The following is a 21,980-nucleotide window of genomic DNA, read 5'->3' on the forward strand; positions in this document are numbered from 1 at the left end:
CGTCCGCAGCCGTCGAATTTGCAGGGAACCGTCGAAACGGGGGCGTCATTCGTCCCGTGAACCTTGGGACAGCGCCCGCAGTACCCGGTACTTGAACTCCGCCTCGTCGAAGAGGTGTTTCCATTCAATCCGGAGGAAGGTCCAGCCTTCTTCCATGAGGGCCTTTTCCCTTCGCCTCTCCTCATAGATCACCTCTTGAGTCGGCCGGTATTCGAAATACTTGGACTTGCCGTCAAACTCAAGAGCCACCTTCCGGGCTCTCCAGGCGAAGTCCAGGCGGTGATGACCCAAGCTGTATGCACCACGTACTGCAGCTCCGGCGCCGGGATCCTTAGCCTGTGGATGAGCTCCCGGGTGAGGCTTTCTCCAGCCGACTCTGACCGTGGGTCAGCCAATTTAAGGGCCTGCCGCAGGGTAACGACTCCGGCGCGGCCTGCCAACGCGGCGCCTTGCTCTCTTAGGAGTGGAAGGTCAGCGCCCAGCCTGGCAGCGTGGTCTATCAGGATTATTGACTGGCGAAGGTTGAACATCAGACAGCAGTCCACCACTGTGCGCTCCAACGAAGTGCAGGGCAAGCCTTCCACAAACGATACGTCCCGACTGGTGAGCTTCCTGGTATGAGCAACCACATCCCGCCCGTGCGAAGTTTCGGACGGGCGGCCCGACTGCGTCAAGTGCACCACCTCGTCGACGTCCCACAAGTGAAGCCGCCGCAAGCTGGCACTCGAGGTGTGGCTGTAAACAAAGCCGCCCGCCGACGTCGTACGTGTTCCATGCGCGTGCGCATGCACGAGCTGCCGACGGCGTCCAGACGTTTTCAACCCAGTCCACCAGCTGCCACGCGCGTAACAACCGCGCCGTATACGGACCAGGACTCCTTTGCGGACCAGTGCCGCGATGGCCCGGGAGTTCAGCCCTTGCTCCAGGAGTTCATTGGTCCGCCAGAGATTCGCCGTGGGAGAAAGCTCAGCACATCCGTTCACGGCTCCAGCATTGCCGCGCCCCACCTCGGACGCCCAGTGCCGGGCAACGCTATGTGGACCCCCGGTTCGACGGTTCCCTGCGGACGCGGTCACTCGCGACGTCGAGTGGGCAGGGAACCGTCGAACCGGGGGGCAGCCCCGGCGAATACTGCTCAGGAGTAGTACTGCCCCAGCGTCTCAGCTTTGAAGTCGAAGAATGTGCCGGCTTCGATGGAAAGGCGGGCGTCGTCCACCATCTTCACCACAAAGCGCTCGTTGTGGATGGAGATCAGCGTGGCGGACAGCATTTCCTTGGCCTTAAACAGGTGATGGATGTACGCCCGCGAATAGTGGGTGCATGTGTAGCAGTCGCAACCGTCCTGGAGCGGGCCGAAGTCGCGCTTGTACTTGGCGCCGGAAAGGTTGAACCGGCCCTGGGGTGTGTAGAACGCCGAGTTCCGGGCCACCCGGGTGGGGGAGACGCAGTCGAAGGTGTCGGCCCCGTTCTCGATGGCGGTGAAGATGTCATCCGGCTCTGAAATACCCAGCAGGTGGCGGGGTTTGTCCTCCGGAAGTTCCTCGTTGCACCACCGCACGATGGTTCCCAGGTTCTCCTTCTCCAGCGCCCCGCCAATCCCGAACCCGTCAAAAGGCATGGCGCCCAGGTCCCGGCACGCCCTCCGCCGCAGGTCCTCGTACTGCGCGCCCTGGATGACGCCGAACAGTGCCTGGTACGGCTTGCCCACCCGGGACGAGGTGAGGCGGAAGTGCTCCTCAATGCAGCGAAGTGCCCACAGCCGGGTCCGCTCCAGGGATTCCTCCTGGTAGCCGCGGGAGTTCTGCAACGTGGTCAGCTCGTCGAAGGCGAACATGACGTCCGCGCCGATCTGGTGCTGGACCTGCATCGAGATTTCCGGGGAGAAGCGGTGCCTGTCGCCGTTCAGGTGCGATTTGAACCAGACGCCGTCGTCGTCGATGTGGGCGAGGCGCTCCTTGCCGGGGGCCACGGCGTCGTCCGGCCCGGAAGCGTCAACGGACTTCATGTCGATGACCTTCTTGAACCCCGAGCCCAGGCTCATCACCTGGAATCCCCCGGAGTCGGTAAAAGTGGGCCCCGGCCAGTTCATGAAGGCACCGAGGCCGCCTGCCTCGTCGAGGATGTCCGCGCCCGGCTGAAGGTACAGGTGGTAGGCGTTGGCCAGCAAAGCCTGGGCCCCCAGGCCTGCCATGGACTCCGGCAGTACGGCCTTGACGGTGGCTTTGGTACCGACGGCGATGAACGCCGGAGTCTGGATCTCACCGTGGGGTGTGGTGATGGTCCCGGTGCGGCCCAGGAACTGGCCACCGTTGGATGCTACCTGGGCAGCCGACGGCGGACAGGTTGCGGCCAGGCGGGTGCCCACCCGGAAGCCGAACTCAGACTGCCGGGCCGCCGCGCCAGGGGTCGCAGGCCCGGGACGGGGGTCAGTCGCAGCGGCCGTAGGGGAAGGAACAGAAGCAGGGTTGGCTGGCACCGTACCAGTGTGCCAGCAATCGCGCGGGTCTCTCAGCTCACCGGTTCGGATGTGGGGTAGTTCTCAGCCCGCCACGAGTCCCAGGAGGTGCGGATCGAATCGAGTCTGGCAGCACCCAGGCCGTACGTCGAGATGATCACCATGGACCCGCCGTCGGCCCGGACGTCCTCGATGGCGAGTTGATCGGCGACCACCAAGAGGCCGTCACCATGGTCCGCGTAGCTGTGGACCGTCAGTCCCACCTGATGGTTGGTCCGGTACCAGACCTTCCCCGAGATTTCCTCGCCGGTGGCCAGGGTCAGCTGGTAGTTGTCACCGCGCGCCGGGAGCTCGGACAGGCCGAGTTTTTCGATGGCGGAACCCGGACCGCCCGGTACTTGCAGGAACAACGTATGGCGTTTGCCGTGCGGGTGGCGTTCCAGGGCGAAGCGGAGCTGCTGCAGGAACGTGAGCCAGCCCTGCGTGATGTCCTCGTCCCAGGCCGCCCACTCGGAGTTGTGGTCCACGGCCGCCCGCGTCACGCTCACCAGGGTGCCCTGCGGAACGGGCCTGAGTTCGAAGATATCCCCGCCGTGGACTGTCAGGCTGGTGTGGTCCGGTGATTCCTCCACGTCCGCGGAGAAGTAGATTTCCTTGATCTCGTCGTCCAGGTCCTCGGCTTGCCAGCCGTGCCATTCGGCAACTTTGGACGGTTCACGCAGCATGGTCCAAACCTGCGGCGCGTCAGCATTGATCACCACGCTCAGATTGTTAGTCATAGCCCCGAATGTACAACTCCGGCCGGGCGCCGGGTAGGGGCAATTACTTCAGCCAGCCGCCGCAGGGACGAGGGCGCCACGGAGGCAAAAGTCAGGAGCGGACAGCCTCGAGTTCGTTGCTGATGCGCCGTTCCAGTTCGCTGAGCCCAATGGTTTCCGAACCCCCGTGGGCCCGGAGGAACAGCAGGGATTCGAGCCGCAGGAGCCGCCATTCCCGCTCGGCGTCGTGGTTGGAGTTGTCGATGGACCTGAAGATTTCCTTGTCGTAAAGGTTGGGCTCGTTGAGCGAGCGCTGCCGGACCTTTGCCGCCATCCTCGCCTTGAACTGATCCGTCTCCTGGTTTTCCGGGGTGCGGATCAGCCGTTCGTAAACCTCCGCCCGCTCCTTTTGGCCGTCCTGCCGGCAGATGTAGCTGGACAACGCCAGGGACGCTTCCACCGAGGCCCACCGGCCGGGATTCCCGTCATAGGGCAGGACGTTCAGCAGGTCCGCGACGGCCAGGGAGCCGTCAGCATCCTTGAGGGTGATGAAGAGTTCGTGGGCGAGGTCGCTCAGGTCCTTGAGGCAGCTGCCGGACTTGAAGTTGACGCCCTTGGCCAGGCGGTCAGCCAGGAGCAGCACGCCCATCGCGTCCGGGTGGGCTTCCGCTGCGGCTTCCACCACTGATTCCGGCGTACCTTTCGCGGCAGGGATCAGGGCGAGTTCCTCCTCGCTCGGGCCGCTGGCCGCCGGCGGAACCGGGGGCAGGGGAGGTACGACGACGGCGGGAACCGCTGGCGCCGCGGCGGGAGTCGCGCCGGGCTGCTCCTGCCCAACCTCCTCCGAAGGCTTTCCCGGCAGCGGAAGCTGCGCCACGCCGTCGGCCTTTTCGTCCGTAACGGTCACGGTGGTGCCAACGGCGATCCGCAATGTCCCGCCGCCGGCCAGGCTGGCGAGTACCAGGGCGGGCGCGCCGAAATCATCCGGTTCCAGTTCCACCTGATGGATCTCCGCCGTCCGTTCGCCGCCGGGCAGGAGGATGTGGTCGCCGGTGGCCAGGGCTCCAGCCTGCTGTTCACGATGCTGCCGGGCTGGTGTTTCGGTCATGGGAGTCCTTAAGTTCTCTTGCGGTCCGCCCTACAGTCTACAAAGGCGGGTGCCGGAAGTCGGGGACGCCGGGTGCGGCCGAGGGTGTCAGAACCCCACGCCCGCGAAGGCCAGCGCCTGGCGGATCAGGCCGCCGCGCCCGCCGCTGAACTCCATCTGGACGCCTGGACTGAGCACTTCCTCCGGGGTCATCCAGGTCAGTTCAAGGGCGTCCTGGCGGGGCTCGCATTCGCCGGTCACGGGAATCACGTAGGCCAGGGAGACGGCGTGTTGGCGTTCATCGGTGAAGCCGGTCTGGGACGGTGCGGGGAAGTACTCGGCCACGGTGAAGGGGACCGGGCTGATGGGCAGTTGAGGGAACGCCAGCGGGCCGAGGTCCTTCTCCATGTGCCTGAGAAGGGCCGCGCGGATGGTCTCCCGGTAGATGACCCGGCCGGATACAAGGGACCGGACCATGGTCCCGTCCTCGTCCGCCTGGAGCAGGGTTCCCACCTCATTGACGAAGCCCAGCGGATCCAGCCGGACAGGCACTGCCTCAACGTAAACCATGGGCAGCCGCCCGCGCGCCTCAAAGAGGTCTTCTTCGGAAAGCCAGCCGGGGTTCGGGTCAGGAGTGCGCACGTTCATGGTTAAGTTCTACCCCATGGGACGCTGCTCGGAGATCCATACGGTGGCTGGCACGCGGGGCGCGGCGGGCCCGGCATCCGGGTTGGGCACGTGGAGCGTCCTGCCAAAGGCCTCCTCGGTAATGCCGGCCTCGAACCCGGCGGCGGCGAGGCGTCGCTGCAACGGTTCCAGGCCGCCGTCGTACTCAAAGCCGAGCCCCGAGCGTGATCTGCCCGACGCCGGACGCACCAGAAGCACGCCGCCGTTCTTGGCGGTGAAGTCTGCGTTTTCGTCGTTGTCCGGCACGGGACGGGGGCGGGCACCGATGTGCCGCAGGGTCTGGGAAGCGGCGGCAGGGTTTTCCGTCAACCAAACGCCGACGACGGCGAGGGCGGGGTCAGCGCCCCCGGCCCCGTCAGCGCCGGGGGCAGCTTGGTCAGCCAGGAAACCGAAACCGTCCGACGCCGTGATCCTGCAGGCCTCACCGTGGTCTGCAGTGATGATTTCCGCGGGTGTGGTTCCTTCGTCCTGCGCCGAGAGGTTGGTGCGGCGCGCGAACTCAGCCACATCGCCCACCTCCACAGCCAATGCTGTGCTTCCGTCCTCAGCTGCTCCTTCCGGTACGTCATGGAGGGCAAGGCGGCCGGAACCGGCGTCGAAGACGCGCGACCCGGTATCGCCCTCGGTCAAGACCAGGCCGAGGGCGGTGAGAAGCCGCTCCCAGGAATCAATCTCGGACGTGAAGTGCACGGGGCGGACGCGGAGCATGGCTGTCCTTTATGTCGGCAGGGATCGATAGTGCCATGATGCCACGGGCTGAGCTCCAGGGGCATGGCTTGTGCCGCAACGCTGCAGGAGCAGAATAGGGCCATGGCTGTTGAACTTGAGGAACTGCTCGTGCCCGATGCCTCCGCCTGGCGCAGCTGGCTGGAGGAACACCACAAAAGCAGCCCCGGCGTCTGGCTGGTCCTGCACAAGAAGGGCGGAAACGTCACCGAACTGGACTATGCGGCTGCCCTGGACGAGGCCCTCTGCTTCGGCTGGATCGACGGCCAGGCCAGGCGCCGGGACGCGGAAAGTTCCTTCCAGCGCATGACCCCCCGGGGTACCAAAAGCCCGTGGTCGGCAAGGAACGTCAAGTATGTGGCCCGCCTGGAGGCCGACGGCCGGATGACCGACGCCGGCTGGGCGGCCGTGAACGCAGCCAAGGAAGATGGCCGCTGGGACAAAGCCTATGACGGACAGGCGACGGCCGAAGTTCCTGCGGACCTGGCAGCGGCGATAGCCGCGGTTCCCGCAGCCCAGGCCATGTTTGACGTCCTCACCAGGACCAACCGCTTCGCCCTGATCTACCGGACCAATTCCGCAAAGCAGGCCGCCACCCGGGAACGGAAGATTGCCGCATTCGTGGAGATGCTGGCCCGCGGGGAGTCGCCGTACCCGCAGAAGAAGCGCCCGCCGGCGGTGCCAGAGTAATCAGTCGGCCAGGGTGATTGAAGCGGCAGCCTCGAAAGTCATCCAGGCCTGCAGCTGCGTGGAGAGTTCGACGACGGCTCCGGGCGGGTAGGTGGCGTCCGCGGGGGCGGCGGCGTGCATCGAGAAAATGTACCTTGCGGGCCGCCCCGTGCTGCCGGCCCCTCCGCTTGGGGCAGCAAGCCGCTTCCCCTCCCAAAACGCCCCGGCAGTGTCGAGTACCAGCCGGGCAGCCGTAGCCCTGGTCCGCTCAGGAAGCCGGGCATCAACGGCGGCGCGGGCAAGGTAACGGCACAGGATCCCGGTGAAGAGACCGCCGTCGCCCGTTCCCTCGCAGCGCAGCGCCATCCGGCGGGCACCGGTGGTGCCGGGGGCTGCCGGGGCATCCTGCACCGGAACCGTCAGCAGCCGTGCAACCCCCTCCACTACCTCGGCCGCCCGGGAGAGATTCGCGTCTCCGCCCAGTTCAAGCTGCGCGCCCAGGACCGGGCCTTGGTTGTAGGTGTAGACCGCCCTGTCGATCACCACGTTCCCTTCCGGGTCCAGCCGGGCACCGTCCAGGTACAGGCCCTGGTCCGGATCAAAGAGGGTGGCGTCCAGCCAGTCCAGCAGCGACTGCGCCTTTGCACGGTGGCCGGTGCGGGCGTAGTAGAGCGCGATGGGTGCAGTCGCGGGGGTGTTTTTGAAGTCCCGTTTCTTGCTCCAGAAAGCACCCCCGCCCAGGTCCTTGGTGCATGCTGCGTCGAACTGCAGGGTGAGGGCTTTGCGGACGCCAGCCTTGCGGCGGCGGCCCGGCATGCCGGCCTCCTCCGCCAACTGGTCGAGCCGGAGGACGGCGAGGGCGAGCCAGGCCATGTCGTCGTAGTAGTTGTTCACGAATTTGAAGGCGTTGCGCAACCAGATTCCGGTCACCAGGCGGGAAGCGAGGCGCCCGGCGCTGGGCCTGCCGGCTCCATTGAATCCCGCTGCCTGGGTGGCGCCGTTGCGCTGTTCGCGCCGGCCCGCATCCACCAGGCAGTCGGCATAGTGGGCCTGCCACCAGTAATGCCAGGGACGGAACACTTTGCCTTTCAGGCCGTCCCGCCAGCCTGGCACGGGCCACGTCACCGCGCCGAGGTGCGTGCCGGGCAGGAAGAACAGCTTCCTGCCGAACAGTGCCGTCACTGACCGTGCGGCGCCGTTGGCCCTTGCCGTCCAGTCAACGCGAGGGGAAGCATCCGCGGAAGTCATGGCTCCCACCCTAACCGGGCACCGCGGCGTGCGGGCGGAGGGCCGGTAGTGCAGAGCCGCAGGAATTTCAGTTAACATGCACTAACTAATGCTTCGCGGTTTCCTGCCGAAGCAGTCACGCATCAAGGAGGATGTATGGACGTTCCAGGCAGCGTTGCGTTGGTTACCGGCGGCGCCTCAGGCCTGGGGGCTGCCACTGCCCGCAGGCTGTTCGACGACGGGGCAACAGTGGTGCTTGTCGACCTTCCGTCCTCTGCGGGCGCAGCCTTCGCAGCGGAGCTGAACAACGGGCTCAATGGCGCGGGTGAGGACAGCGGGGGAGACAACGGCCAGGCCGGGAGCCGGGCAGGCAGCCTGGGAAAGTCCGCCGTCTTTGTGCCTGCGGACGTCACGAGTGAAGCCGACGTGCAGGACGCCGTCGATGCCGCTACGGCCCTTGGACCGTTGCGGATTGTGGTGAACTGCGCAGGCATCGCCACGCCGGGGAAGGTGTTGGGCCGGGAGGGCGTGCTTCCCCTGGAGGCGTTCAACCGGGTGATCCAGGTCAACCTGGTGGGGACCTTCAACGTGCTGCGCCTGGCGGCAGCAGCAATGGTGGCTACCGAGCCGGCCACCACAAAGCTGGGTGGTCCCGAACGCGGGGTCATCATCAACACCGCGTCCGTGGCTGCTTTTGAAGGACAGATCGGCCAGCCTGCCTATGCTGCTTCCAAGGGCGCGGTGGCGGCCATGACCCTGCCTCTCGCACGGGAGCTCGCGCGCTCGCTGGTGCGGGTGGTGGCCATCGCTCCGGGAATCTTTGAAACGCCCATGATGGCGGGGCTGCCGCAGGAAGCGCAGGATTCCCTGGGTGCCCAGGTGCCGCACCCCACGAGGCTGGGCAAGCCCGACGAATACGCCAACCTGGTGGCGCACATTGTGGACAACGCCATGCTCAACGGTGAGACCATCCGCCTTGACGGCGCCATCCGGATGGGGCCGAAATGACAAACACCGCCCGTGAAGCCGCTGCAACCATCTCCGGCTTGCCCTCGGCCGACTTCTTCGACGTCGAAGCGCTGCTGAACCAGGCCGAACGGGAGAAGCTGGCTGAGCTGCGCAGGTTCCTGGCAGCGGAGATCGCCCCCTATGCGGGGGAGTGGTGGAACAAGGCCGAGTTTCCGGCGCACATCCTGCCCAAACTGGCAGCTTTGCAGCTCAGCACGCCGGCGCAGCGCGGCTACAGCCACCTGTTCGCCGGACTGGTGATTGCCGAGATGACGCGTGTGGACACCTCGATCGCCACGTTCTTCCTGGTCCACCACGACCTTTTTGTTGAGTCCTTGTACGCCTTCGGCACCGAGGACCAGAGGCAGCGGCTGCTCGACGACGCCTCCAACCTGCGCATCACCGGCGCCTTCGCCCTGACCGAACCGGACCACGGCTCGGACGTTGCCGGAGGCATGGAGACCCGCGCCCGGAGGATCTCATCCACCACGGGACAGCCCGACGACGGCGGGGACGCCTGGGTGCTGAACGGCGCCAAACGGTGGATCGGCAACGGGACGTTCTGCGACTACATGCTGGTCTGGGCCAGGGACGAGGCCGACAGGTCCGTACGGGGCTTCATCGTGGATGCCACCCTGCCCGGGGTCAGCCGGTCCCGGATCGAAAACAAGATAGCCCTGCGGACAGTCCAGAACGCCGACATCGTTTTCGACAACGTCAAGGTGGCGGAGGCGGACCGCTTCTCTTCCATCAGTAGCTTCGAGGACACCAACGAGCTGCTGCGCGGCTCGCGCATCATGGTCGCCTGGCAGGCCGTGGGCCAGCAGCTGGCAGCGTTCGACGTCGCCCGGCAGTACGCCGTCGAACGCCACCAGTTCGGACGCCCGCTGGCACAGTTCCAGCTGGTCCAGCAGCAGCTGGTGACCATGCTGGGCAACGCCGTAGCCAGCATGGCCATGATGGTTGGGCTGGCGAGGCTGCAGGACGGGGGCGCCGCCAACATGCCGCACGTGGCCCTGGCCAAGTCCTACCTCAGCGCCAGGATGCGGGAGACCGTGGCGCTGGGCCGGTCGATCCTGGGTGGGAACGGCATCGTGACCGACTATCGGATGGCGAAGATCTTTTCGGACGCCGAGGCCATCTACACCTATGAGGGGTCTTTCGAGATCAACACGTTGATCGTGGGCCGTGCCGTCACGGGAGTCTCGGCCATCGTTTAGTCCCGGGTGGGCCTTAGTCTCCGGCAGGCGGATAGGGCTGCTTTTCGCCCGCCTCAACACGTACGTCCAGTGAGTTGTTCCTCACCGGCATGGGGCAGGTGCCGTAAGGGGTGAAGGCGCTGGGATAGTTGATGGCGCGGTTGAAATCCAGGACCACGGACCCGTCCGGGCGGGGCCGGGGCAGGGCGAGCTTGCGCCAGTCATCGGTAGTATCGCCGTTGGTTTCATCGTGGAACGTCACGGTCAGGGCACCGAGCTTTTCCTCCTCCGCCTGCAACCGGAACTCGTGCCCGCTGCCGGGAAGGCGGAACACCACGTCGCCCACCGTGCGGTGGATCCCGTCCACCAGCGGGTTGGCGGTGGCGATGGGCACCTCCACGGGCTCGGGGTAGGGCTCGAATTGCCCGGTCACCTCCCAGCGGGGGTTGTACGGGTAGGTGGGAACGCCGTCGAATTCGGCGAAAACCGGTGAGCCGGCGTCCCGGGTGCGGAGGGCGTACCTGCCTCCCCGCATGGCCAGCTCCACCACAACCTGCGCCCCGTCCCCGCCGCCAAACCGGACCCACATCAACGACTCCTCGTCGGCGAGGGCGGCGGAAACCGTGCCATGGACCGGTTTGCCCGACTCCACCAGGAACAGGCCATCCGCGGGCACTGCCGTCAGTGCCGCCGTCGTACCGTCTGTTGACCACAGCCCCGGCGCCAGGTCGACGGCGGCGGGCGCGCCCTCCAGCCACTGGAAGGACGTGAGGGTCAGCCAGCCGTGCGGGGCGGCCAGGGCCTTGTTCCGGTTGTCGCGGAAGCGCTGCCAGCGCTCTACCTTGGCGGCTGGAATGGTGCTCATGGTTCCTTTCGGGCGTCTGCTTGCCCCGGCTACAACCGTGGAGGCCGGGCGTTTCATTCCGCGGCAGGACTGTTGGCGCGGTTGAATGGGTTGCGTGGATATTTTGGCGGGCGTAAGCGCTGAGTGGCTCAGGTGGTTGACGTGGATCGCCGCGGCTGTGTGTGGAGCAGCCATGCTTGCCTGGCGTCCGCGCCGCCCGGACCAGGCGGTCCTGGCCTCGCTGCTGGTGTTCATCTCAGCGAGCGTGGGTGCAGGTAATTACGTCCTGAACCACCTGGGTGATGGCCGCTGGGGCGGCGACGCGCAGTCCAAACTCACTGCCCCGTACTTATCCGGAGCCCCGGTGGTGGGGGACTTCCTTGAGCCCTTGGAAGGGGCGCTGGGCGGCATGGCGGACGGCGTCAATGAGTTCATCGATTTCCGGTCAGCGCTTCCCGTGGCGCTGGATTACTTTGGGGCTGCCGGGTGGGCTTTGGCTGCCGCGGTGCCGGCGGGGCTGCTGGTCCTGGTGGTCAACGCCGGGGCGGCGAGGCGGCGGAATGCTGAATTCGCCCGGCACAGCACGGAGCTTCTCCGGCTGCGGGCGGAGCTTGAGAGCGTGAAACGCCATGTGGGTTACCCGGCCGACGACATTATCTGAGACAGATTGCCCCGGGACGCCGGACTGCGGGTAGCATCTTTAGCTAGTTACGTGGCTCACAGTATCCAGCGCAGTGTACGAGCCAAGTCCGAACCCTCGAAAGATAGTTTCCATGGCTCACACTGCAACAAATTCCGAAACCGATCTTGCCTCCGAACTAAGGGCAGACGTCCGCCGGGTCTCCACGCTGCTGGGCGAATCACTGGTCCGCCAGCACGGACCTGAGCTCCTGGACCTCGTGGAGCAGGTGCGCCTCCTCACCAAGGAATCCAAGGAGGCTGCGCGCGGCGGAGCCGATGCCACCGGGCCCTGGAGCGCGCACGACGTCGTTGCCCAGGTCCGCGAACTCCTCGGCTCCCTGCCCATCGAGCAGGCCACGGACCTGGTCCGGGCGTTCGCCTTCTACTTCCACCTCGCCAACGCCGCTGAACAGGTCCACCGCGTGCGGGGCCTGCGGACCCGGGAGGAAAAGGACGGCTGGCTCGCGAAAACCGTCAACGAAATCGCCGAACAGGCCGGCCCCGGCGTGCTGCAGGAAGTAGTCAACGGGCTGGATGTCCGCCCCATCTTCACCGCGCACCCCACCGAGGCCTCGCGCCGTTCGGTGCTGGACAAGATCCGCAAGCTTTCCGACGTCCTGGCCCAGCCCACGGCCGAGGGCACCACGGCCCGCCGCCGCCAGGACCGCCAGCTCGCCGAAATTATCGACCAGATGTGGCAGACCGACGAACTCCGCCAGGTCCGGCCCACTCCGGTGGACGAAGCCCGCAATGCGATCTACTACCTGGGCGGCATCCTCACCGACGCCATGCCCGAAATGCTGACCGAACTGGCCGAACTGCTGGGCGAACACGGTGTCAGCCTCGCGTCCCAAAACGCCCCTATCCGCTTCGGCTCCTGGATCGGCGGCGACCGCGACGGCAACCCCAACGTCACCGCGGCCGTAACCCGCGAAATCCTGCAGATCCAGAACCAGCACGCCATCCGGATCAGCATTGGCATGATCGACGAACTGATCTCCATCCTCTCGAACTCCACGGCCCTGGCCGGCGCGGACAAGGAACTGCTCGATTCCATCGACGCCGACCTGAAGAAGCTGCCCGGGCTGGACCGGCGCGTACTGGAGCTTAACGCCCAGGAGCCCTACCGCCTGAAGCTCACCTGCATCAAGGCCAAGCTCATCAACACCGGCAAGAGGGTAGCTGCAAACTCCAACCATGAGCACGGACGCGACTACAGCGGAACCGGCGAACTCCTCGCGGACCTCGAACTGCTGGAACTCTCGCTCCGCAACCACTCGGCGTCGCTCGCTGCCGACGGCGCCCTTGCCCGGGTCCGCCGCGCAGTCGCCTCCTTCGGCCTGCACCTGGCCACCCTGGACATCCGCGAACACGCCGACTACCACCACGACGCCGTGGGCCAGCTCATGGACCGGATTGGCGGGCCGGGGCTGCGGTACGCGGAACTGAGCCGCGGGGAACGCTTCGAAGTCCTCGGCTCCGAGCTCGCGTCGCGCCGGCCGCTGTCCGGCCACCCGATCAAGCTCGACGGCGCCGCTGACGGCACGTACGACGTCTTCCGTGAAATCCGGCGTGCCCTGCGCGCCTACGGTCCGGACGTGATCGAGACGTACATCATCTCCATGACCCGCGGCGCCGACGACGTACTCGCCGCCGCCGTCCTGGCCCGCGAAGCCGGTCTGGTGAACCTCTTCGGCGAAAAGCCGTACGCAAAGATCGGGTTCGCGCCGCTGCTGGAAACGGTGGAGGAGCTTCGCGCCTCCGCGGAAATCGTGGACCAGCTGTTGTCCGATCCCTCCTACCGCGAGCTCGTGCGCCTCCGCGGGGACGTGCAGGAGGTCATGCTGGGCTACTCGGACTCCAACAAGGAATCCGGCGTGATGACCAGCCAGTGGGAAATCCACAAGACCCAGCGCAAGCTGCGGGACGTGGCCACCAAGCACGGCGTGCGGGTGCGCCTCTTCCATGGCCGCGGTGGCTCCGTGGGCCGCGGCGGCGGGCCCACGTACGATGCCATCCTGGCCCAGCCGAACGGCGTGCTGGAAGGCGAAATCAAGTTCACTGAGCAGGGCGAGGTCATTTCGGACAAGTACTCGCTGCCCGAGCTGGCCCGCGAAAACCTCGAGCTGTCCCTCGCCGCCGTACTGCAGGGTTCAGCCCTGCACCGGGATCCCCGCACCTCCGCGGACCAGCGTGAACGGTATGGGCACGTCATGGAAACCATCTCCGACGCCGCCTTCGGGCAGTACCGGAAGCTGATCGATGACCCTGACCTGCCCGCCTACTTCCTGGCCTCCACGCCCGTGGAACAGCTGGGCTCCCTGAACATCGGTTCCCGCCCGTCGAAGCGCCCGGACTCCGGGGCAGGGCTGGGCGGCCTGCGCGCCATCCCGTGGGTGTTCGGCTGGACCCAGTCCCGGCAGATCGTCCCGGGCTGGTTCGGGGTGGGCTCAGGCCTCAAGGCCGCCCGCGAGGCTGGGAACTCCGCGCAGCTGGTGGAGATGTGGGAGAACTGGCACTTCTTCCGGTCCGTGCTGTCCAACGTGGAGATGACCCTTGCCAAGACGGACCTGGACATCGCCGGCTACTATGTATCCACCCTCGTCCCCGACGAGCTGCACCACATCTTCCGCGCGATCCGGGAGGAATATGAGCTGACCGTGGCCGAGGTCCAGAACCTGACGGGCGAGAACCTGCTCCTGGACGCCCAGCCCACGCTCAAGCGTTCACTCGAGATCCGTGACCAGTACCTTGATCCCATCAGCTACCTGCAGGTGGAACTCCTTCGCCGTGTCCGCGCGGAAGCTGCCGGCAAGGCCGACGGCATCAGCGGGGCAGAGGTCGACGAGCGCCTCCAGCGGGCCATGCTGATCACCGTCAACGGCGTGGCGGCCGGCCTCCGCAACACCGGGTAACCTCCAACCCTCTCTCACTTAACGCGGGTTTTCCCCAAACCTTCTCTCCCTCGTGAGAGAGGGTTTGGGGTTTTCCAGCATTAAGGGAGAGAGCGTCTGGGTAGGGTTGGAGGCATGCCATCGTTCCAGACCCGCCTGAAGATCACTGGCCTGCGCCCCGGCAATCCCCCTGAAGCCGTTATGGACGCAGCGGTGGAGGCGCTGGAAACACGCCACCACGTGGAGTCGAACCAACTGCAGATTGCCGGAGGAGTGCCGCAACTGAACCTGCGGTTCCTCGTTGAGGCAACCGAATACAGCGGCGAGAACCAGCAGGCGCTGGAATCGGCAGCCATGATGCGCGACGCCGTCGAACGCGTTGCGCTGACCGGTTCGCTGATGGTGCTGCGACGCAACAGGGGCCGCTGGGCGCCTGTGTAGGCCTCATAGTCAGGCCAGCGGAGGGTCCGGCTCTTCAACCGGTGATCTGTTGCCGCGGCGCCGGGTCACAATGATGCCGACGACGACGCCCACCACCAGTCCCAGCGCGACTCCGATCAGCGAGCTGGCCCAGAACGGCAGGCCGGTGGCCGAGCCGGTGAAGTAGCCCAGGCCCACCAGCCAGCAGGCCCAGAGCAACGCACCGAGTCCGGCGCACAGGCTGAAGCCACGGACCGAGACGTTAGCGATCCCGGCAGCGGCCGAGGTTGCCAACCGGCCGCCCGGAATGAATCTGGCACCAATGATGGTTCCGTAGGTGGACGAACGGCCCGCCTTGGCAATGGCACCATGGATTCCGGAATGCACGCGCCGGCCCCATCGCCAGCGGTCAAGGACGTGGCTCAGCCGCTTCCTGAACAATTGGAACACCACAACGTCGCCCAGCCAGGAGGCCAGGGCGGACAGGGCCACCACCAGGAACACGTTGGCCCGGCCGTCAGCGGAAAGCGCTCCACCGGTGATCACCACCATCTCGGACGGGACCGGCGGAAAGATGGCGTCGCCGAGCACGATGGGGATGATCCAGAAATAGATCGCCGTCCCCCAGCTGTCAGCGCTGCCGAAGTCCATTGCCACAAGGTACCGCAGAATCGGGAGGCTGGAACTGTGGGCCTAACAAAGAGCGGCCGCAGACGGGAACCCGCTCTGCCTGCCGGCGCTGCCAGCCGTTTCAGCGCCGGACAAAGTCGGACACGAGTCGGGTGAGCTGGTCAGACGGCGGGACGCCGAGTTCGTCGTAGAGCCGCTCTGCGAACATCGTGTAGGCGCGGACCGCCGCTGCCCTGTTTCCGGCGCCGAGGTGGGCCTGGACCAGCAGCAGATGAGCTGATTCCCGCAAGGGCTCGATGCCCGCCGCGGACAAAGCGGCATCGACAGCCCTCGCGGGATCACCTGCCGCCAGATGCTGGCGGGCCAGGAACTCCAGGGCACCCAGGCGTAGCTGGCGGAACCGCTCCTGTTCAAAGATGACCCAATCGTCGTACCAGCCCGGGAGCAGGTCCGCCCGGCCCAGGCTCTCCAGGTAGCTGTTCGGGATGTGGGCCTGCGGCTGCGTCTGTATCGTGGCCACCTGCCGCTCCAAGGCCCGGGCGTCCACGCGGACGGATTCATCGAGCTCGAGCGTGTCCGCTCCTGTCTGCAGCAGGTGGGGGAAGGTGTGGGAAATGCACCAGACGGTGGTACGCAGGTTTCCCGCTGCCTGCGGTTCACTGCTCTTCGGCCACAGGAGCCCGGCCAGAAAGCTTCGGTGGCGGCACCCGAATAATCCCAGGCATGCGAGAAGCCGTTGTTCCCGGCTGGCTACCGTCACTGCAGTGCTGCCACGGCGTAACCGCCAAGCTCCCAGCAGACTTAAGTGCCACTCCTGTCCGAGAGTAACCGTCATGCCAATCCCTCTCAAGCGACCGGATAACACCGATCCCCCCGAGTACCATGGTGACACTCAACGGGAGCATGTCAAGTCATTTTAGTAACAGAAGCTTTTGAGGCTAATAAGCCGGAAATAGTGGTTAATTGTCCGTCAAAAGGGGATGAAGCGCCAGTAATTAAATCCCCTTTAATCGGGGGCCGGCGGGCTACTTGCTGGTTGTACTCCCGGGCGTCTGCAGTGCGTCAAGCCAATGGCGGACGGCAAGGAGGATCGCATCAGCATCGGCTGCTGTCTCTACGAGTTCCGCATCCCGGCCTGGTTTGCTGGAAATCATGCGCGCCCGTAGCGGCTGGGGGTGGCTGGGCTCAAGCCACGCACGGATTACCATCGTTCCTTCACTTTCCGCCATAAAAGAGGCGCCTGCTTTCCTTGTCTGTTATTTCCGGCTGCATTTCCGGCATTTTAGGGATATTACTGCCCGGTATGACCATCCTAGGCACAGAATATTCGTCGCCCAAGTCAGCCTGTCACAGCGGCGTTACGGGATAACGAAAAAATGATGCCGCAGTAACGGCACCGCCACGGGGCCCCGCGTTGACTGATCGGGAGACGTCGAGAGGGGGTGATTGACATGATGAAGGAACTCACCATTCAGGAACTGGAAGGCCAGAGCGTGGAGTTGCTGCCTTCGCGGGAAACCCTGTACTTCGGAGGCGACAGCATTAACTTGGCAAGCGTCTACGCGAATAACACGTCCGTGGCACTGAACGCTGCCTCGCTGTTCTCGGTAGCGCACAGCAGCGCTGTCCAGAACATCGCTGTTCTCCAGCACTAACCCTGTCCATCATTTCCATGTCTGGACCTGGGGATGCCCGGGAGAGAGGTGTGGTGCTATGACAGCATCGACCGCGCTAACACCGGTGGATCTTGACGCTGAGGTTGTGGAACTGCTTCCCATGAAGGAAACGCTGTTCTTCAACATCAACGTCTCGCCCGTGATCGCAGTGAACCTGTCGATGGCCGTCAATGCGGCCTCGATCGGTTCCATTGCGAACTCGGCAGCGTTGCAGGACATCCTGGTACTGCAACAGTAGGTTCGCCGGCTCCAAACAGTGGGCATGCCTCAGCATTGTGGGGCATGCCCACCGTTCTACTCGCTCAACTCATTGGGGGGAAAGTGGCAACTGCACCCGATTCGGCCGTGTTGAGGCGCTGGTCCCCCTCGCCGGGCGTGAAATTCCTCGGCCAGGTGGAAGGCTCGGGGCTCAAGAGCAGCAGTTATCTGCTGCAGCGGGGAGACGGGCAGGTGGTCCAGCTTTCGGAGCTGCTCCACGTGGTGATGGTTACCCTGTCGCCCGGGAAGTCCGCCGAACAAGTAGCGCAGGAAGTCAGCGAGGCCTACGGGCGGGAGCTGGATGTCAGCGGGCTCCTCCACCTTGTGGATACCAGGCTGGCCCCGATGGGCCTGGTTGCTGAGGCCGGCCACGACGGCGGCGACGGCCGGCAGCCGGAGTCCGGTGCCTTACCGACCGCCAACCCATTGCTCGCCTTGCGGCTGCGCGGGACGCTCCTCCCCGAAAAAGCCGTCAATACCCTGGCCGGGATTCTTGCGCCGCTGTATTGGGGACCAGTGGTTGCCACCGTCCTTGTTGTCCTGGTGATCGTTGATGTCCTGCTGCTGGCCAGGGGAGACCTGATGGATTCTCTCCAGCAGGTCCTGCTGACCCCGGCTCTCCTCCTTGGAGTCGCCGCGCTGCTGACAGCCGGGGCAGTGATCCATGAGATCGGCCACGCAGCGGCGTGCCGGTATGGAGGTGCAAGGCCCGGAAGGATCGGCGTCGGCGTCTACCTGGTTTTTCCTGCCTTCTTTACCGACGTCACAGACTCCTACCGCCTGGACCGGGCGGGCAGGATCCGCACTGACCTGGGCGGGCTGTACTTCAACTGCCTTTGCCTGATCGGGTTGGGCGGCGCCTACCTGCTGACCGGGCAGGGGTTTTTCCTGCTGGCTGCGGCGTTGATGCACTTCGAGATGATCCAGCAACTGGTGCCCACACTGCGTTTCGACGGCTACTTCGTCCTTGCCGATATTGCCGGTGTGCCGGACCTCTTCAACCGGATCCGTCCGGTGCTGCTAAGCCTGATACCCGGCCGTCCCGTGGATCCCCGGGTTGCCGAGCTCCGCCCTTTCGCCCGGCGCATCGTGACAGCGTGGGTCATCACCGTGGTGCCGCTCCTGTTCCTGGCGCTCGGGTGGATGCTGCTGAACCTGCCCGTGATCCTCCAGCAGGCCGTCGCAGCCATCAGGCAGCACGCGCTGCTCGCGGGCGACGCCATCGCAACCGGCGACGCCGCCGCCACGGTGCTTTCACTGTTCTCCATCCTTATGTTGTCCCTGCCGGTCATCGGCCTGGGCATTCTGCTGTACCGGATGCTGTCCGGACTCCTTGCCCTCCTCCTGCGCCTGGTACAGCGTGCGGGCAGTAGCGCAGGTGGAAGCCCGGCGAAGCCAGCGGCGGCGGCCACGCAGCCCCGCCGGCCGGGGCAGCCGCAGAAACCCGGGCCGTCACAGAAAGAAGAGTCCGCCATGGCTATCGAAGCCCCGTCCGCGGCCACGCACGACGGCGTCCCCACCCTCCAGGATTTCCTCGCCGAACGGCCTTCGCCGCCGGCAGTACTGAGCGAGGCGGGCTGGCAGGGAGCCGTCCGCCGGCTCACCGGCAATGCCATCCAGCCTGCCCCCGGCCCCCGCGAACGCGCTCATCTGGACGCCAGGGAAGATGTCCAACGGCGATTGGATGGACCCAGGACCGTCGTCGTCGTCAACCCCAAGGGTGGCGCCCATAAAACCACCGCAACCCTGCTCCTGGCCGCCACGATGGGCATCGAGCGTGGTGGTTACACGCTGGCGTGGGACAACAATGAAACCCGGGGCACCCTTGGGTGGCGGGCGCCGCTGGCCGTCCATCCGCGGACGGCAGTGGACCTGCTGGAGGAGGTGGACCGCTTCGAAAGCCCCGTCCTGGGTCGGATCGGGGACCTGGACCGGTACGTGCGCTACCAGGGTTCGACGCAGTTTGACGTGCTGGCCTCGGACGAGGATGCTGCCGGAGCGGCCACCATTGGCAGCCGCGAGTTCGACCGGCTGCACACGGCGCTGCGCCGCTTCTACCGGATCATAGTGGTGGACACCGGCAACAATATGCGGTCCTCGAACTGGCAGGCGGCTGTGCAGGCGGCCGACGAACTGGTCATCATCTCCACCCTGCGGGAGGATACCCTGGCAAGTGCCGTCTGGCTCGTTGACGGACTGCGCGAGCGCGGTTTCCAGGCCAAGGTGAGCAACGCCGTGACGTTGCTCGCGGCACCCTCCGGGCAAACCGACGTGCAGCTTCATGCCAGGGCGCGCAGGCATTTCGCAAGCCTGACCAGGGAAGTGCTCGATGTTCCCTACGACAAATCCCTCGTCTCGGGTGCACGGTTGAATTACCAGGCGCTGCAGCCGGCCACCCGCGAGGCATGGCTTCGTGCCTCCGCCGCGGTGATGCGCGGCATGTAGGACGAGCGGCGCCGGGGCTTCGTTTACGGGAGCGCCCCGGCCTCGCTGAGCTGCAGGCGGCTCCGGTACTCCACCGGCTTCCCTGAGGTGGGGTCCACGAACCGGATGCCGCGGGCCAGGAGCTGCAGGGGTTTGGTGTAGTCGTCCGGTGCCTTGTCCAGCAACTCCGGGTAAAAGGCGTCATTAACGATTCCCAGCCCCAGGGACGCCATGTGCACCCGCAGCTGGTGGGTCTTTCCGGTGTGGGGTTCCAGCCGGTACAGCGCCCGGCGCACGGGACTGCCGGGTGCCGCAGCGGCGGCGGAAGCACCGCCGTCGAACGTTGCCAGCCGCTCAATCCGCGTTTCCGCGTTGGGCTCGCCGTCAATCACCTCGGCCAGCAGGTAGCTGCGCGACTTGGTCATGCGGTTGCGCACCACCACGGGAAATTCGACGGCGGGATACCCTTCCGCAGGCTCCGCCGCGGACACGCACTCATAGTTTTTTTGCACCTGGCGCTTCTCGAAAAGCACCTGGTACTTGCCGCGGGTGTCCGGGTTTGTCGAGAACAGCAGGACGCCGGCCGTCATGCGGTCCAGCCGGTGCATGGGAATCAGGTCCGGCAGGTCCAGCTGGTTCCGCAGGCGGACCAGGGCGGATTCCTGGATATAGGTGCCGCCCGGGGTGGTGGGCAGGAAATGGGGCTTGTCCACCACCAGCAGGTGCTCGTCCTGGTGCAGGATGTCCAGCTCCACGGGAATGCGGGTTTCCGGCGGCAGCGTCCGGTAGTACCAGATGAACGTATGGTCCTGCAGCCGCGTGGAGCGGCTCAGCGGGGTACCGCCCTCGCCAACGATCTCACCGGCGTCGAACCTGTCCTCGATGCCCTGCGGATCAATATGCCCCCAGCGATGCATCATGTAGTCCATCGCGGTATCCCAGGGGCCCTCCACGGGAAGGCGCAGGCGGGTGGCATTGACGCCGTCGCGCACGGGGAGGGGGGATTTCATCACCGGACAATTCTACGGGGCGCGGCTGCTGCCTTCAGTTCTCCCGTGGCTACGCACGTCCGAAGCTCTTCGCCGCTACCATCAACCGGCGGGTGGGTCAGGCCGCCCAGCCGCGGCCGATGGCGTCGAGCGCTGCGTTGTAGGCAGCTGCCCAGTCAGCCTCCGGCGGGCCCACCTGGGCGAGCTCCAGGCTCACCACGCCGTGCACCTGGCCCCAGATCGCGAAGGCAACCATCTCAACGGGCGCCGGGAGCAGGACCCCCTCGGACTGTGCGGCAGCAACGGCGTTGATGAGGGGTTGCATGGCGCCGGCGGCCACCTCCGGGGTGGGCCGGCAATCAACGTAGGCCGCGAGCGCGCCGCCGAACATGAGCCGGTACAGCGCGCGATGCTCCAGGGCCCACATCCTGTAGGCGACTCCAAGCTCACGAAGTCCACCCGGTGCAGCGGCAACCTGCAAGTCCCGGAACGATGCGAATCCGTCGTCCACCACTGCCGTCAGGAGTTGGGACTTCCCGCCGAACAGCGAGTAAACGGCGGTAGTGGAAGTCCCTGCCGCCGATGCCACATCCCGCAGTGTCACCTTGGCGGGCCCGTCCCGGTCCACCAAGTCAGCCGTTACGGCGAGCAGTTGCTGCCTCAGGGAATCGTTATGCACTACGGGTCTTGCCATGGGATCCATTGTTTCATAACCTTGTTTTGTAACGCTGTTATGAAATGGCGTTACGAAAACCGAGACCAAGGAGCTTCCCATGGCACAGAGTGTTTTTTCTGGCCGGTACACCGCTGACCCGGGCCGGGACTCAGTTACTGTCTTCCTGATCGGCATGCGGGCAAACCGGTGGTGGAAGGCGGCGACGGTTGGGAAGGTCGCTGCGGCAATGCCGCGGATGCTCCAGCACCTGGCAGGGGACCCGTCGTCGGGAATGCTGGGATACGAACAGTGGTTCGGGCGGACCACCATGCTGCTCAGCTACTGGGAGAGCCCGGACCACCTGCGGAAGTTCGCCGCAGACCGGGAGTCCCCCCACCTGGAGCCATGGCGCCGTTTTATGAAGGAAACGGCCGGCAGTGGAGACGTAGGTGTCTGGCATGAAACCTACCAGGTGCCTGCGGCCGGGATAGAAGTCATCTACAACGGGATGCCGCTGTTCGGGCTGGCGAAGGCCACGGCCCATGTCCCTGTCGGGGCCGGTACAAGTACTGCAAGGCAGCGGATGGGCAGGTCCGCAAGGCAACCGGCGGCACCGTCAAGCGCCGACGCACCGCCAACTCCCGCCAGGCGATAGTCACGCGCCCAGGCACCAGCCGCACTCACGGGCAATGG

General features: G+C 65.7%; 22 protein-coding genes. 10 read left to right on the forward strand and 12 right to left on the reverse strand.

Going from position 1 to position 21,980, the window contains the following annotated elements; genetic code table 11:
• Positions 1-188 precede the first annotated feature (188 nt).
• From M1D32_RS03500 to M1D32_RS03525, 6 genes are all read right to left on the reverse strand, one after another.
• Entirely contained in the window at positions 189-1,076 is an 888-nt protein-coding gene (locus M1D32_RS03500; RefSeq protein ID WP_458780962.1) for a type IV toxin-antitoxin system AbiEi family antitoxin domain-containing protein, read from the reverse strand.
• 59 nt (positions 1,077-1,135) lie between these two features.
• Positions 1,136-2,476, reverse strand: a complete 1,341-nt coding sequence (tgt, locus tag M1D32_RS03505) for a tRNA guanosine(34) transglycosylase Tgt (protein ID WP_458780963.1) — start codon at positions 2,474-2,476, stop codon at positions 1,136-1,138.
• 32 nt (positions 2,477-2,508) lie between these two features.
• A complete protein-coding gene (locus tag M1D32_RS03510) occupies positions 2,509-3,234 on the reverse strand; it encodes an SRPBCC family protein (protein WP_458780964.1) in 726 nt (241 codons plus the stop codon).
• 91 nt (positions 3,235-3,325) lie between these two features.
• Entirely contained in the window at positions 3,326-4,321 is a 996-nt protein-coding gene (locus M1D32_RS03515; protein ID WP_458780965.1) for a DUF6707 family protein, read from the reverse strand.
• An 87-nt stretch (positions 4,322-4,408) separates the two neighbouring features.
• On the reverse strand, positions 4,409-4,948 hold the full coding sequence (locus tag M1D32_RS03520) for an NUDIX hydrolase family protein (protein WP_050056434.1): 540 nt from the start codon (positions 4,946-4,948) through the stop codon (positions 4,409-4,411).
• Between the two features lie 9 nt (positions 4,949-4,957).
• Positions 4,958-5,695: a VOC family protein gene (locus M1D32_RS03525; RefSeq protein ID WP_458780966.1), complete on the reverse strand. Its 738-nt coding sequence runs from the start codon at positions 5,693-5,695 to the stop codon at positions 4,958-4,960.
• A gap of 102 nt (positions 5,696-5,797) precedes the next feature.
• Here M1D32_RS03525 and M1D32_RS03530 point away from each other — a divergent pair, with 102 nt between their 5' ends.
• A complete protein-coding gene (locus M1D32_RS03530; RefSeq protein ID WP_458780967.1) occupies positions 5,798-6,403 on the forward strand; it encodes a YdeI/OmpD-associated family protein in 606 nt (201 codons plus the stop codon).
• On the opposite strand, the gene M1D32_RS03535 is transcribed toward M1D32_RS03530, so the two are convergent.
• Complete coding sequence (locus M1D32_RS03535) at positions 6,404-7,630, reverse strand: glycoside hydrolase family 76 protein (protein WP_458780968.1); 1,227 nt, start codon at positions 7,628-7,630, stop codon at positions 6,404-6,406.
• 135 nt (positions 7,631-7,765) lie between these two features.
• Here M1D32_RS03535 and M1D32_RS03540 point away from each other — a divergent pair, with 135 nt between their 5' ends.
• Complete coding sequence (locus M1D32_RS03540) at positions 7,766-8,617, forward strand: SDR family NAD(P)-dependent oxidoreductase (RefSeq protein ID WP_458780969.1); 852 nt, start codon at positions 7,766-7,768, stop codon at positions 8,615-8,617.
• A complete protein-coding gene (locus tag M1D32_RS03545; protein ID WP_458780970.1) occupies positions 8,614-9,837 on the forward strand; it encodes an acyl-CoA dehydrogenase family protein in 1,224 nt (407 codons plus the stop codon). Before M1D32_RS03540 ends, M1D32_RS03545 begins: the two co-directional genes overlap by 4 nt.
• Before the next feature lie 13 nt (positions 9,838-9,850).
• Here M1D32_RS03545 and M1D32_RS03550 read toward each other — a convergent pair whose 3' ends face one another.
• Positions 9,851-10,681, reverse strand: a complete 831-nt coding sequence (locus M1D32_RS03550) for a DUF1684 domain-containing protein (protein ID WP_458780971.1) — start codon at positions 10,679-10,681, stop codon at positions 9,851-9,853.
• 172 nt (positions 10,682-10,853) lie between these two features.
• On the opposite strand from M1D32_RS03550, the gene M1D32_RS03555 reads away from it, so the two are divergent.
• From M1D32_RS03555 to M1D32_RS03565, 3 genes are all read left to right on the forward strand, one after another.
• Entirely contained in the window at positions 10,854-11,321 is a 468-nt protein-coding gene (locus tag M1D32_RS03555) for a hypothetical protein (RefSeq protein ID WP_458780972.1), read from the forward strand.
• A 112-nt stretch (positions 11,322-11,433) separates the two neighbouring features.
• Positions 11,434-14,256, forward strand: coding sequence for a phosphoenolpyruvate carboxylase (gene ppc, locus M1D32_RS03560; protein ID WP_458780973.1), 2,823 nt, complete (start codon positions 11,434-11,436; stop codon positions 14,254-14,256).
• A gap of 114 nt (positions 14,257-14,370) precedes the next feature.
• Positions 14,371-14,676, forward strand: coding sequence for a hypothetical protein (locus M1D32_RS03565; RefSeq protein ID WP_256246369.1), 306 nt, complete (start codon positions 14,371-14,373; stop codon positions 14,674-14,676).
• 9 nt (positions 14,677-14,685) lie between these two features.
• Here the strand turns inward: M1D32_RS03565 and M1D32_RS03570 are convergent, their stop codons facing one another.
• Together M1D32_RS03570 and M1D32_RS03575 are read right to left on the reverse strand one after the other, a co-directional pair.
• Positions 14,686-15,306, reverse strand: a complete 621-nt coding sequence (locus M1D32_RS03570) for a DedA family protein (RefSeq protein WP_458780974.1) — start codon at positions 15,304-15,306, stop codon at positions 14,686-14,688.
• Positions 15,307-15,406: 100 nt separating this feature from the next.
• Entirely contained in the window at positions 15,407-16,045 is a 639-nt protein-coding gene (locus M1D32_RS03575; RefSeq protein WP_458780975.1) for an AfsR/SARP family transcriptional regulator, read from the reverse strand.
• A 691-nt stretch (positions 16,046-16,736) separates the two neighbouring features.
• On the opposite strand from M1D32_RS03575, the gene M1D32_RS03580 reads away from it, so the two are divergent.
• From M1D32_RS03580 to M1D32_RS03590, 3 genes are all read left to right on the forward strand, one after another.
• Positions 16,737-16,940, forward strand: coding sequence for a hypothetical protein (locus tag M1D32_RS03580; protein ID WP_458780976.1), 204 nt, complete (start codon positions 16,737-16,739; stop codon positions 16,938-16,940).
• 58 nt (positions 16,941-16,998) lie between these two features.
• The gene (locus tag M1D32_RS03585; RefSeq protein WP_458780977.1) at positions 16,999-17,199 is read left to right on the forward strand and encodes a hypothetical protein; all 201 of its coding nucleotides are present in this window, start codon (positions 16,999-17,001) and stop codon (positions 17,197-17,199) included.
• An 83-nt stretch (positions 17,200-17,282) separates the two neighbouring features.
• Positions 17,283-19,664: a MinD/ParA family ATP-binding protein gene (locus M1D32_RS03590; RefSeq protein ID WP_458780978.1), complete on the forward strand. Its 2,382-nt coding sequence runs from the start codon at positions 17,283-17,285 to the stop codon at positions 19,662-19,664.
• A 23-nt stretch (positions 19,665-19,687) separates the two neighbouring features.
• Here the strand turns inward: M1D32_RS03590 and M1D32_RS03595 are convergent, their stop codons facing one another.
• Together M1D32_RS03595 and M1D32_RS03600 are read right to left on the reverse strand one after the other, a co-directional pair.
• Positions 19,688-20,653: an RluA family pseudouridine synthase gene (locus tag M1D32_RS03595; RefSeq protein WP_458780979.1), complete on the reverse strand. Its 966-nt coding sequence runs from the start codon at positions 20,651-20,653 to the stop codon at positions 19,688-19,690.
• A gap of 97 nt (positions 20,654-20,750) precedes the next feature.
• Positions 20,751-21,326: a TetR/AcrR family transcriptional regulator gene (locus M1D32_RS03600; RefSeq protein WP_458780980.1), complete on the reverse strand. Its 576-nt coding sequence runs from the start codon at positions 21,324-21,326 to the stop codon at positions 20,751-20,753.
• 79 nt (positions 21,327-21,405) lie between these two features.
• Between M1D32_RS03600 and M1D32_RS03605 the strand changes: the two genes are divergently transcribed.
• The gene (locus M1D32_RS03605; RefSeq protein WP_458780981.1) at positions 21,406-21,942 is read left to right on the forward strand and encodes a DUF4188 domain-containing protein; all 537 of its coding nucleotides are present in this window, start codon (positions 21,406-21,408) and stop codon (positions 21,940-21,942) included.
• Positions 21,943-21,980: the final 38 nt, after the last annotated feature.

The sequence above is a fragment of the Arthrobacter sp. D3-16 genome, assembly GCF_054408515.1.